Source organism: Megasphaera massiliensis (assembly GCF_000455225.1).
In the GTDB taxonomy this organism is placed as follows: domain Bacteria; phylum Bacillota; class Negativicutes; order Veillonellales; family Megasphaeraceae; genus Megasphaera; species Megasphaera massiliensis.
In genome coordinates, this window is record NZ_HF954559.1 from 78,814 (window position 1) to 90,344 (window position 11,531).

11 protein-coding genes and 1 tRNA gene are annotated in these 11,531 nt (G+C 50.5%); 8 read left to right on the plus strand and 4 right to left on the minus strand.

Annotation, left to right across the window (positions count from 1 at the left end):
- Nucleotides 1-95 precede the first annotated feature (95 nt).
- The 4 genes from TX77_RS11945 to TX77_RS11960 all read left to right on the plus strand — a co-directional run bounded on the left by TX77_RS11945 (nt 96) and on the right by TX77_RS11960 (nt 4,829).
- Entirely contained in the window at nt 96-1,511 is a 1,416-nt protein-coding gene (locus tag TX77_RS11945; RefSeq protein ID WP_044505312.1) for a GntP family permease, read from the plus strand.
- Between the two features lie 34 nt (nt 1,512-1,545).
- A complete protein-coding gene (locus TX77_RS11950; protein WP_044505313.1) occupies nt 1,546-3,087 on the plus strand; it encodes an acyl CoA:acetate/3-ketoacid CoA transferase in 1,542 nt (513 codons plus the stop codon).
- A gap of 24 nt (nt 3,088-3,111) precedes the next feature.
- On the plus strand, nt 3,112-3,528 hold the full coding sequence (locus TX77_RS11955) for a MaoC family dehydratase (protein ID WP_044505314.1): 417 nt from the start codon (nt 3,112-3,114) through the stop codon (nt 3,526-3,528).
- A 341-nt stretch (nt 3,529-3,869) separates the two neighbouring features.
- Nucleotides 3,870-4,829, plus strand: coding sequence for a 3-hydroxyacyl-CoA dehydrogenase family protein (locus TX77_RS11960; RefSeq protein ID WP_044505315.1), 960 nt, complete (start codon nt 3,870-3,872; stop codon nt 4,827-4,829).
- Nucleotides 4,830-4,954: 125 nt separating this feature from the next.
- On the opposite strand, the gene TX77_RS13750 is transcribed toward TX77_RS11960, so the two are convergent.
- Nucleotides 4,955-5,051 (minus strand) — tRNA-Sec (locus TX77_RS13750).
- Between the two features lie 113 nt (nt 5,052-5,164).
- Here TX77_RS13750 and TX77_RS11965 point away from each other — a divergent pair.
- Nucleotides 5,165-6,277 (plus strand): 4-hydroxybutyrate dehydrogenase, encoded by a 1,113-nt coding sequence (locus TX77_RS11965; protein WP_044505316.1) that lies wholly within the window; start codon nt 5,165-5,167, stop codon nt 6,275-6,277.
- A 61-nt stretch (nt 6,278-6,338) separates the two neighbouring features.
- Here the strand turns inward: TX77_RS11965 and TX77_RS11970 are convergent, their stop codons facing one another.
- The 3 genes from TX77_RS11970 to TX77_RS11980 all read right to left on the minus strand — a co-directional run bounded on the left by TX77_RS11970 (nt 6,339) and on the right by TX77_RS11980 (nt 9,743).
- Entirely contained in the window at nt 6,339-8,498 is a 2,160-nt protein-coding gene (locus TX77_RS11970; RefSeq protein WP_044505317.1) for a PTS sugar transporter subunit IIABC, read from the minus strand.
- A gap of 260 nt (nt 8,499-8,758) precedes the next feature.
- A complete protein-coding gene (locus tag TX77_RS11975; protein WP_044505318.1) occupies nt 8,759-9,172 on the minus strand; it encodes a flavodoxin in 414 nt (137 codons plus the stop codon).
- Nucleotides 9,173-9,185: 13 nt separating this feature from the next.
- Nucleotides 9,186-9,743, minus strand: a complete 558-nt coding sequence (locus TX77_RS11980) for a DUF3793 family protein (RefSeq protein WP_044505319.1) — start codon at nt 9,741-9,743, stop codon at nt 9,186-9,188.
- A gap of 198 nt (nt 9,744-9,941) precedes the next feature.
- On the opposite strand from TX77_RS11980, the gene TX77_RS11985 reads away from it, so the two are divergent.
- Genes TX77_RS11985 through TX77_RS11995 form a run of 3 tightly spaced genes read left to right on the plus strand, consistent with a single transcriptional unit; the run spans nt 9,942 to nt 11,441 of the window.
- Nucleotides 9,942-10,340 (plus strand): PaaI family thioesterase, encoded by a 399-nt coding sequence (locus TX77_RS11985; RefSeq protein WP_044505320.1) that lies wholly within the window; start codon nt 9,942-9,944, stop codon nt 10,338-10,340.
- Between the two features lie 11 nt (nt 10,341-10,351).
- Nucleotides 10,352-10,996, plus strand: coding sequence for a lactate utilization protein (locus TX77_RS11990; protein WP_044505321.1), 645 nt, complete (start codon nt 10,352-10,354; stop codon nt 10,994-10,996).
- Between the two features lie 31 nt (nt 10,997-11,027).
- Nucleotides 11,028-11,441 carry a SoxR reducing system RseC family protein gene (locus TX77_RS11995; RefSeq protein WP_044505322.1) on the plus strand — a complete coding sequence of 138 codons (414 nt, stop codon included), beginning with the start codon at nt 11,028-11,030 and terminating at the stop codon, nt 11,439-11,441.
- Nucleotides 11,442-11,531: the final 90 nt, after the last annotated feature.

Genomic DNA, 11,531 nt, shown 5'->3' on the forward strand with positions numbered 1-11,531 from the left:
CCATCCTTTTATTTGGATATGTGAAATAAGGAACATTTATCTCGGGCCAAACTTAACAACAAAATAATTTAAAAATTCGATGAGGAGTGATACGTATGGATTTTGGTGTAATCATTATTATTCTTAGTTTGCTGGGATTGATTGCCTTTGCGTACCGCGGTTTTTCCGTTATCATGATGGCTCCCATTATGGCTCTCTTGGCTGCCTCATTATCGGGGCTGGCCATTATGCCTTCCTATACGGAGTTGTTTATGGGCAAGGCCGTCACTTATATTAAGTCCTTTTTCCCGATTTTCCTGTTAGGCGCTATCTTTGGTAAGGTCATGGAAGACACGGGCCTGGCTAAAAGCATTGCCAAGGCGATCATTACCGGCCTTGGGAAAGAACCGCATAAAGCCGTCATGTCGATCGTCATTGCAGCATCTCTCTTAACCTATGGCGGTGTCAGCTTGTTCGTCGTCGTGTTTGCCGTTTATCCTTTCGCGGCTGCTCTTTTCAAGGAAGCGAATTATCCGAAACGCTTACTTCCGGGGATCATCGCCCTAGGCGCCTTCACGGCGACGATGGACTGCCTGCCCGGGACACCGCAGATTCAAAATATCATCCCGACGGCCTATTTCGGAACGACCTTGTATGCCGCTCCTGTCGCCGGCATCATCGGTGCCTGCATTATCTATGGCGGCGGTCTGGTCTATCTGACCCGCTGCTTGAAACAGGCCATCGCCAATGGGGAAGGCTACGGGAATCATACCGTCAATGAACCGGAAGACAATCCGGATGCCGTCTTGGTTTCTTGGAAATTAGCCTGTATTCCCTTGCTGGCGGTCTTGGTCATTAACTTCCTCATTACGGAAATCGTCATTTGGCATCCGGCCATTCTCGAACCTTTCCAGTCCATGAAGGGCGTGCCTCTCGTCGTGGCTCAGGTTAAAAATGTTGCCAGCATCTGGTCCTTGATTATCGCCTTGGTCGTCGGGATTTTCTTAGCCCTTATCATCGGTAAAGGGGAGATTAAATCAATCGACCGCCTGACCAAGATTCTCAATGCCGGTGCCATCGGTTCTCTCTTGGCCATCATGAACACGGCATCAGAAGTCGGCTATGGCAATGTTATTTCGCAGCTTCCGGGCTTTTCCCACGTAGCCCACGCTTTGATCAACATCCATATTGGCGGTACGCCGTTGGTATCGGAAGCGATCAGCGTCACGACCTTGGCCGGTATTACCGGATCTGCTTCGGGCGGTATGGCCATTGCCCTTGAATTGATGTCCCAAGACTGGCTGGCATGGGCCTCGTCTATCGGCATGGGTCCTGAAATCCTTCACCGCGTAGCCTCCATGGCGTCTGGCGGTCTCGATACCCTGCCTCATAACGGCGCCGTCATTACCTTGCTCGCCGTTTGCGGATTAACTCATCGGAGTTCTTATAAAAATATTTTTGCAATTACCCTCTTGAAGACCTTTGCCGTTTTTGTAGTCATCCTTATTTACTCGGTTACAGGCCTTCACTAACGGATAGATTAGTTACGATAAAGGAGATGTTGATATGGCACAATTTATAACAGCTGCTGAGGCTGTGCAAAAGATTGAAAATGGAGCTACCTTGGCTACCAGCGGTTTTGTCGGCGGGATTATCCCCGAAGCCGTATTGAAGGCCATCCAGGCTTCTTATCTGGAAACGGGCACGCCCCGAGATTTAAACGTCGTCTTTGCCGCCGGTCAAGGGGACGGCGGTGAACGAGGACTTAATCATCTCGGCGAAGAAGGGTTGCTGCGCTGCATTGTCGGCGGTCACTTTAACTTGACGCCGCGCATCGGTAAGCTGGTTATGGACAATAAAGTAGCTGCCTATAACTTCCCGCAGGGCACGATTTCCCAGTGGTTTCGGGATATTGCCGGCCAGCGTCCGGGGACGATTACCAAGGTCGGCCTGCGCACCTTTGTCGATCCCCGCTTAGAAGGCGGAAAATTAAATGCTCAGACGACGGAAGACTTAGTGGAAGTCGTCAATATGAAGGGAGAAGAATGGCTTTGGTATAAGCCCCTGTCCCTTAACGTGGGCATCATCCGGGGCACGACAGCGGACCAGGACGGCAATATTTCCATGGAAGAAGAAATCGGGACCGGCGAAGCCCTGTCCATTGCGGCAGCTGTCCATGCCTGCGGCGGAATCGTCATTGCTCAGGTCAAAAAAGTCGCTGCTCGCGGCACCCTCGATCCGAAAGATATTAAGATTCCCGGCGTACTCGTCGATTATATCGTTCAAAGCGATACAGCCGATCATCTCATGACTTGGGACCATGAATTCAATCCGGCCTTTAACGGCGATTTGAAAGTTCCCGTCGATTCACTGCCGGCCATGGAACTGACTAACCGCAAAATCATTGCCCGCCGCTGCGCCATGGAATTGATTCCCGATGCCGTCGTAAACCTCGGTATCGGTATGCCCGAAGGCGTTTCCTCCATTGCCGCAGAAGAAGGTGTTGAAGGCATGGTCTTGACGACGGAAGCCGGTACGATCGGCGGTGTTCCTGCCGGCGGCGGAAGCTTCGGGGCCGCGACCAATGCCCATGCCATCATCGATCAGCCCTACCAGTTTGACTTTTACGATGGCGGCGGCGTCGACCTGGCTATCTTGGGCCTGGCTGAAGCCGATGCGCACGGGAATATCAATGTCAGCAAGTTCAAAGGCCGTGTTGCCGGCTGCGGCGGTTTCATCAACATTACGCAGAACTCTAAAAAGGTCATTTATTGCGGCACCTTTACGGCCGGCGGTCTGAAAGAGTCGGTCAGGGACGGAAAATTGATCATCGATCAGGAGGGACATAACCACAAGTTCCTGAAACAGGTCGAACAAATCACCTTCAGCGGCGATTATGCCAATTCTGTCGGACAGCCCGTGCTGTACGTTACGGAGCGAGCCGTCTTTAAATTGACGCCGGAAGGCATGGAACTGATCGAAATTGCACCGGGCATCGATTTAGAAAAAGATGTATTGGCTCACATGGAATTTACGCCGATCATGAAGGATGTCAAATTGATGGACAGCCGTATTTTTGAAGATAAGCCCATGGGCTTAGAAGTATAGATATTCTTTTAAGGAGGTGATATGATGGCAAGAAATATTGCGTACGATGACATCCATGTGGGCGACAGAGCTTCGGTGTCGAAGACGATTTCTGAACACGACGTGTATGCTTTTGCCGGGGTTACGGGCGATTTCAACCCGGTCCATGTCAATGCGGAATTTGCAAAGAATTCGCTCTTTAAGCAGCGCATTGCCCACGGTATGATTTCAGCCGGTCTCATTTCGGCTGTACTGGGAACCGAACTGCCCGGTATCGATACGATTTACATGAACCAGGAGCTCAGCTTTTTAGCGCCTGTATTGTATGGAGATACCTTGACGGCAACGGTTGAATGCATTGAAAAAGACGACGCCAAACATCGGATTGTATTCCGGACTACCGTTACCAACCAGCACGACAAGCTGGTAACTGACGGAAAAGCACGAGTTATGAAAAAATAAGTTTTGTCGGTCGGTTTCACACGCCGGCCTTCCTTTAAAAAGCTCATAGATAAAACCTGCTCATAGAAATAAAAGCCTTCGAATCTTGGAGAAACCGCCCTTTTACCATGATTTGGAGGCTTCTATTTCTATAAAGGGGGGCGGCAGCCTTCGGTGCAGATGATTACGCTGTCTTTGTGTAGTGCAGCTATGCTTTAGGCGGTGTTCACTCATCTTTATATTGAGATTTACAGGCCGGTCCTTTATTATATATACTATAAGGCCGGTAAGATGGTGGCTTACCCGGTTTTGTGCGGTCTTGGCCCATTCACCGGCATATCACAGCGAACGGGAGATACGATATGAAACAAGTAAACGAGATTAAACGGATTTGTAATTTAGGCTGCGGCACCATGGGTTTTGGCACGGCCATTGACTTTGCCCGTCATGGCTATGACGTAAACATGTTTGGCCGCAAGGATGCCAGTATTGAACGGGCTATGGGAAATATTCGGGCGACGCTGGCCATCATGAAGGCCAACGGGTTATTGAATGACGAAGAGGAAGCTTCCCTGTTACAGCGCATTCACGGTGTTACGACGATTGAAGAAGCCGCCCGTGATGCCGATTTTGTCATTGAATCGGTTGCCGAAGATATGGCCGTTAAACAACAGGTGTACCGGGAATTAGAAGGATACCTTCCGGCAGATGTCATTTTTGCGACCGATTCATCGGGCTTCTCGCCGACGGAAGTGTCATCCGTCTTGGACCATCCGGAACGGTTTGTCGTCGCTCATTTTTGGAATCCCCCTCATCTCATACCCTTGGTGGAAGTCGTTCCCGGTGAAAAGACGAGCCGAGAAACGGTGGATATTACGTGGAAGCTCATGGAAAAAATCGGGAAAAAGCCGGCGGCTCTCTTAAAAGAAGCTCCGGGATTTGTCGGTAACCGCCTGCAGTTTGCCCTCCTTCGCGAGGCCATTCATTGTGTTCAGGACGGGATTGCAACGGCAGAAACGGTTGATTTTATTTGTAAATACGGTATCGGACGGCGGCTCGGCGTTACGGGGCCTCTTGAAACGGCCGATCTTGGCGGTCTCGACGTCTTCTACAATATTTCCGCCTATCTGAATACCGACTTGGCCGACGATAAGGAAGGCGCGGCTCTCCTGAAACAGTGCGTCGATGAAGGCCGCCTCGGTGCTAAAACGGGGACCGGCCTTTATCCCTGGACGCCTGAAGAACTGGAGAACATCGAGAGACGGCGTGAAGATGTCCTCATTGAGTGGCTGAAAAAAGATAAGGCCGGTCAAAAATTTTGATTGCTCGATAACAGCGTCTGCCGTACAAACAAGCCCTTTCCGATTGTACCGGAAAGGGCTGTTTACTGTCTTATTGGCTGTTTTAGCGAATCACAGGCCAGGACCTGTCTCGGAGGCCTTGATTATGGCGGGGAAGGGTGGGAATCGAACCCACCTGAGAAGCTGTTAACCCCTCACGCTGGTTTTGAAGACCAGAGGGAACACCAGAACCCGTCCTTTCCCATAACGTATTTATTATAGCACGAATGGCATGGAGCCGATACGGTTGAAAAACGCTTTGCATTTTTGTACACTGTAGATAATAGCCATACTGCTTTTGAAAGGAGTCTGTTCGAATGATTGAATTACAGCTTAAACCGACGATTTACTCTTATGATACGTGCCGGGACTTTGCTTCTGATTTTCACCTGGGGGCAGGGGACCTGATCATTACCAATCAGTATATTTTTGAACCGAATTTTAAAGCCTTGAATCTTCCCTGCCACTTTCTTTTTCAGGAAAAATACGGCAGCGGCGAGCCGTCTGACGAGATGGCCGAAGCCATTTACCGAGATATACCGGCTGATGTGAAACGAATTATCGGCATCGGCGGCGGCACGGTCATGGACCTTTGTAAGTTATTCGTTTTGAAGAAGGTCAGCCCGATTCTCGACCTCTTTGACGGGAAGACGGCCATTGAAAAAGGAAGGGAACTGATCTTGGTTCCGACGACGTGCGGCACAGGCAGTGAAGTGACCAACGTTTCGGTCATGGCCCTCATCAGCCGCCACACGAAAAAGGGGATTGCGAGTAACGCCCTTTATGCCGATAAGGCCGTCCTCATTTCCCAGTTATTGAAGACCCTGCCCTTTCCCGTCTTTGCGACGAGTTCTATCGATGCTCTGGTCCATGCTGTCGAATCGGCCTTGTCGCCTGATTCCAGCGCCAGTTTCCGCGTCTTCAGCTATCAGGCCATTGAACGAATCCTCAGCGGTTATTTACAGATCCGCGACCACGGTCCGGAAGCCCGCCTTCCCTTGATGAAAGATTTCCTTTTGGCCAGCACCTGGGCCGGCATCGCCTTCAGCGTTCCCGGTTGTGCTGCCGTTCACGCTATGAGTTATCCCTTGGGAGCGAACTACCACGTGCCCCACGGTGAATCGAATTACGCCATGTTTACCGGCGTCATGAAGCATTATATGACGATTAAATCGGATGGGGAAATTGCCCGGCTCAACGCCTTTATTGCGGCTATCTTAGGCTGCGATGCCGATGGCGTCTATGATGAGCTGGAAAAACTGCTCAACGTCATCCTGCCGAAGAAAGCCCTTCATGAATATGGCGTTAAACAAGAAGAACTGGCTGAATTTGCCAAATCGGTCATGGAAAACCAAGGTCGTCTCATGGCTCATAATTTCGTCCCTTTGTCTTATGACGATGTTTTCGAAATCTATAAATCCCTTTATTAAGGGATATAAAAAATGTGATGCTCCTCAAGGAGCATCACATTTTTTTTGTTTAGCAATTATCTTAGAAGTAGACTGCCTGGTCGCCGGCTTTTACCTTGCCGCTCGCAGCGAGGTGTACTTCCGGGACTTGGTCCGTGTCGGTGAAGATGCATAAGCAAGCGTCAGAAGGCGCGTTGGCTTTGATGTATTCATCATCGAATTCCATCAGTTTATCGCCTTTCTTTACTTCCTGGCCGTTTTCGACGAAGACTTTGAAGCCCTGGCCGTTAAGGTTGACCGTGTCGATGCCGATGTGCAGCAGGTATTCGACGCCGTCGGCGGTGGTCATGCCGAGGGCATGTTTCGTATCGAAGACGAAGGTGACGGTACTGTCCTCCGGTGCATAGACTACGCCATCTTCCGGATATACGAAGAATCCGTCGCCGGTCATTTTTCCGGCAAAGGCTTCATCCGGAGCTTCCGTAATCGGATGGAGGGCTCCTGTGAATGGCGAGTTGAAGTAGCGTTTTTCAGCATCTGATTTTTCTGGAGCTGTTTCTTTTTTCGGCTCTTCAACCGGTGCCACTTCCGGGGCGGCTTCGATGGGGCCGTCCTGGGGATTGGTTGCCAGGTAATTTTCCAGATTGGATTTGATGACGGCAACCTGAGGACCATAGACGACCTGAACGCCGGTACCTCTCTTGATGACGCCGACGGCACCGGTTGCTTTCAAGGCTGCGTCGTTTACCCGAGCGGAATCAGCAACAGTGCAGCGCAGGCGGGTGGCGCAGGCATCGACAGAGGTGATGTTTTGGCTGCCGCCGAGGGCCTGAGTAATCGTTTGGCTGACGGCATCGCCGGAAGCCTTGTCAGCTGAGCTTTCTTTGGCTGCGGCATCGCGGGCCTTGACATCGGCTTTTGTGTAGAGCTTCGTTGCCGTATCATCGTCTTCACGGCCCGGTGTCTTTAAGTTAAAGCGCTTGATGAGGAAGGTGAAGATGAAGTAATACAGGAAGAAGTAGATGATACCGACGGGGATGATGTACATCCAGCTCGTCTTGTCTTGGCCTTGCAGAATGCCGAAGATGAAGAGGTCGAGGAGACCGCCCGAGAAGGTAAGGCCTACGGCGATGTTCAGGATATGGGCAATCATGTAGGCTGCGCCGGCCAGGATGACCTGGACGTAGAACAGCATCGGTGCGACGAAGAGGAAGGAGAATTCAATCGGTTCGGTAATACCGGTGAACATGGACGTCAAGGCTGCGGATAAGAGCAGGCCGCCGGCGACCTTTTTCTTTTCCGGTTTTGCCGTGCGGTACATGGCAAGGGCTGCGCCGGGGAGACCGAAAATCATGAAGATGAATTCACCGGAGAAGTAGCGCGTTGCATCGGCACTGAAATGAGCGACGTTCGGCGAGGCCAGCTGAGCAAAGAAGATGTTCTGGCCGCCCTGGATGAGCTTGCCGTCGATCATCATGGAGCCGCCGACGCCGGTCTGCCAGAAGGGCAGGTAGAAGACATGGTGCAGGCCGAAAGGAATGAGGGCTCGTTTGATGATACCGAAGATGAGGGTCCCGACATATCCCGTGCCGGTTACCAAGCCGCCGAGGGCAAAGATGCCGTTCTGGACGACAGGCCAGATGAAGTACATGGCAATGCCGACGAACATGTAGACGACGGTCGAGATGATCGGAACGAAACGGGAGCCGCCGAAGAACGATAAGGCATCGGGCAGGACAATCTTATGAAAGCGGTTGTGCAGGTAGGCGACGCCGATACCGACGATGATGCCGCCGAAAACGCCTTCTTGAAGGGACATGATACCGTTGATGTTGGCAATGGTACCTTCGAGGACGTCCGGGGAAACGGTATTGTCGGCGAGTACCTTGCCCGTCAATTTTAAGACGGAACTCGTCGATGCGTGCATGACGAAAAAGGCAATCATAGCCGACAAGGCTGCGACTTCCTTTTCTTGTTTGGCCATGCCGATGGCGACGCCGACGGCAAAGATGATCGGCAAGTTGCCGAAGATGATGTTGCCGGCATCACTCATGATGGTGAGCAGGGAATGAAGGATGGTCCCATTCCCGAGAATGTTTTCCAATCCATAGGTCTGGATGGTTGTGGCGTTTGTGAAAGACGCGCCGATACCGAGAAGCAGACCGGCGATAGGTAGTATGGCTACAGGCAGCATGAAGCTGCGACCGACAGCCTGTAAAATAGAAAAGACCTGGTCTCTCATGCAATAAAGCCTCCTTTAAAAATAAAAATGAGAATGAATGTAATCCGTTATTATTGTAGCATAGCCAGCGGGAATGCGTACCATGAAAGTAGAGAATGACTGTATCGATATCGCATGGGCACTTGACAAAAACGTATAAAATTGGGATCAAAAACGTTCCCAATCGAAAAAAACAGCTAAGACATGAGAAAAGGGACCGCATACTGTGTCGGGTATGCAGCCCCTTTCCTAGAGGAGAATGAATATGAAGTTAAAACAACTTATGCCTTAGCGGCAAGTTCGCCCAATTCTTTGCACTCGGGAGCATTATCCGGCGTTTCGTTGACGATAGCCGTCCCGATGATGGTGGCGCCAGCGTCTTCCGTACGCTGTTTCCAATTATCCATCCATTCGCCGGAGCCCCAGCCGTAAGAGCCGAAGAGGCCGACTTTCTTGCCTTTTAATTTGGGAGCGAGGTCTGCAAAGAATGGTTCGACAATGGAGTCTTCCAATTCTTCAGCACCCATGGCCGGGCAGCCGAGCAAAATAACGTCTTTACCGGCTACATCATCGACGGTGGTATCTTCGAAGCGAACCGATTCTACATCTGCACCGGCAGCTTTGACAGCTGCTTCAATTTCACTTGCCATTGCTTCCGTATTACCTGTTCCACTCCAATATGCGATTTCTACCATGATTAAATCCTCCTTATGCTACGATGAGCGATTCTAATGTTGTCCCAATTGCAAAGCGATTTAAATAATCCTGTCGGCAGCAGGTATAGCGCTGGAACGTGCGGGCTGCGGCGTGGACATCGCCGTAGACCTTCCATTCACCACAGAGTTTGGCGTGGTTTCCCCGATTGGTAATGAATCCGCAGACATCTTCCAAGGGATAGCCGAGAAAGATGCCTGCTTCGTGAGGAAAGCAGCCGTCTTCTGCAAAACGCGAAGCGAGACGGTCTAAAAATGCCGATATATCCTGACAGTCTGCATAGCCGAATTGCTGCAAAAATGAAGAAATGTCTCGCCGCTGTATGTACCTTAAAACTACATTTGGACGGTATACATACAGCAAGGTGCGCTTAGGACAGGCATACAAGATGCGAAAATATAATCCTTTAGCATTATATTTATGATTGTAATTTTCAATTAATTCATCATAAGTTTGACCGTCCTCGAGCCGGGGGAGACAGAGAAGGGATGCCTGTTTAAGTCCCGCTAGAGTCGGAGAACAGTGATTAATTAGCACACAATCTAAATTCATATCGGTATGCCCTCCTTTCGCTTTGTTGCCTTTAGTATAGTTTATTTGAAATAGATTGTCAATATAAAGATGATAACCATTTTCGAATAATTAAACTTTTCGCAGCGGGTGAACCTGTTCACAATGCCTGCCGAATCTTTCACGAGACTTGCCAAATATAGTATAATAAAAGAGTATTAAAGTAGAGGAGGGTGTGTTATGGAAGGCGCTAGCGCTACGAATCATTGTTTCGGCTGCGGGCGTGATAACCCGATTGGTCTGAAACTGGATATGCATATAGAAGACGGCCGCTGTGTGGCTTATTTTACACCGAAGGCAGAGCATGAAAGCTATGGAGATCGGATGCATGGCGGTCTGACCAGTACCTTATTGGATGAAGTCATGGGTGACTATGTCTTTCGCACGGAGGGGAAACCGGCCTATACGGCACGGCTTGAAATCCGCTTTCGCAGCGCCATCCGCATCGGCGAAACGATTAAAATCGAAGGTTGGCCGGAAGTACACCGTCGTCGCTTATTTATCATGAAAGGGCGTATAACCCATGCCGACGGCACGCCAGCTGCCGAAGCTACGGCAGAATTAATGCTGGCAAAATAGGAGGTTTTAGAATGGATAGAACGGATATGACCCACCGCATGTATGACATTAAAGGACCGTTAGTGGCTAAGAAATTTGAAGCCCGTGGCTTTGAGGCGACATACTGTCCCACGGTTGAAGAGGCATTGAAGCAAGCGATTTCTTATATTCCGGAAACGGATGTCGTCTCTTGGGGCGGTTCGGCTTCGATCAATGAAATCGGCCTGCGTCCCTATGTCTTGGAACACAATCAGGTCATCGACCGCGACTCTGCCAAGACGCCGGAAGAACGGGTTGAATTGATGCGTAAGGCCTTGCTCTGCGATACCTTCATCATGGGGACCAACGCAGCCATTCAGGATGGTCAGCTCATCAACATCGACGGCAACGGCAACCGTGTGGCAGCTCTTTGCTACGGCCCGAAACAGGTCATCGTCATCGTAGGCATGAATAAAGTCGTTCCGACGGTTGAAATCGGTATTGAACGGGCCCATACGGTAGCGTCGCCGAAAAATATCGGTCGCTTCCCCAATGCCGGGACGCCCTGTGCTAAAACGGGCATGTGTGCTCACTGTACGACACCGGAAAGCATTTGTGCTCAAGTCGTTCGGACGCGGGTCTGTAAGCCCCAGGGACGAATTAAAGTTATCTTAGTTGGAGAAGATCTGGGCTTTTAAGCCTTAATTTACCTATCGAGGGGAGATTTATATGAGAACAGGAACGGGTGTTATTGAAGAAGTTTGTGCCGACGGATTGGTCAAGATCCAGACCAATCGCAGTAATCTGTACTCGCCGTGCAGTGACAGCATGTGCGCTGACAACGTCGTCATCGACGCCGTCAATACCATTGGTGCCAAGAAAGGCCAGTTTGTACAGTTTAATATTCCCGATGCCGGCATGGGGGTCAAGGGCATCGTCTGTTTCGGTGTGCCGCTGCTGCTCATCATCGTCTTCGGCATCATCGGCTACATTTTAGGCGGTCAGGTGAAGGCGACGCCGGAAATGACGGCTTTTGCCGGCATGATCGTCGGCGGCGTCATGGGCTGCCTCATTCTGAAAGGCTACGAAAAGAAAATCAATAACAATCAAAACAAGGCGACGATTACGGGCATCATTGCCTGATTTCGCCGGGACTAGCTATTGGACGGACAGATGCAAAAAAGGGGCTGTAACGAAATACACCCCTAAAAGCAATAATGCGGCTTGAAGCTA

Coding starts and splice junctions, on each gene's coding strand:
- TX77_RS11945 (WP_044505312.1), top strand. CDS start 96: ATGGATTTTGGTGTAATCATTATTATTCTTAGTTTGCTGGGATTGATT.
- TX77_RS11950 (WP_044505313.1), top strand. CDS start 1,546: ATGGCACAATTTATAACAGCTGCTGAGGCTGTGCAAAAGATTGAAAAT.
- TX77_RS11955 (WP_044505314.1), top strand. CDS start 3,112: ATGGCAAGAAATATTGCGTACGATGACATCCATGTGGGCGACAGAGCT.
- TX77_RS11960 (WP_044505315.1), top strand. CDS start 3,870: ATGAAACAAGTAAACGAGATTAAACGGATTTGTAATTTAGGCTGCGGC.
- TX77_RS11965 (WP_044505316.1), top strand. CDS start 5,165: ATGATTGAATTACAGCTTAAACCGACGATTTACTCTTATGATACGTGC.
- TX77_RS11970 (WP_044505317.1), bottom strand. CDS start 8,498: ATGAGAGACCAGGTCTTTTCTATTTTACAGGCTGTCGGTCGCAGCTTC.
- TX77_RS11975 (WP_044505318.1), bottom strand. CDS start 9,172: ATGGTAGAAATCGCATATTGGAGTGGAACAGGTAATACGGAAGCAATG.
- TX77_RS11980 (WP_044505319.1), bottom strand. CDS start 9,743: ATGAATTTAGATTGTGTGCTAATTAATCACTGTTCTCCGACTCTAGCG.
- TX77_RS11985 (WP_044505320.1), top strand. CDS start 9,942: ATGGAAGGCGCTAGCGCTACGAATCATTGTTTCGGCTGCGGGCGTGAT.
- TX77_RS11990 (WP_044505321.1), top strand. CDS start 10,352: ATGGATAGAACGGATATGACCCACCGCATGTATGACATTAAAGGACCG.
- TX77_RS11995 (WP_044505322.1), top strand. CDS start 11,028: ATGAGAACAGGAACGGGTGTTATTGAAGAAGTTTGTGCCGACGGATTG.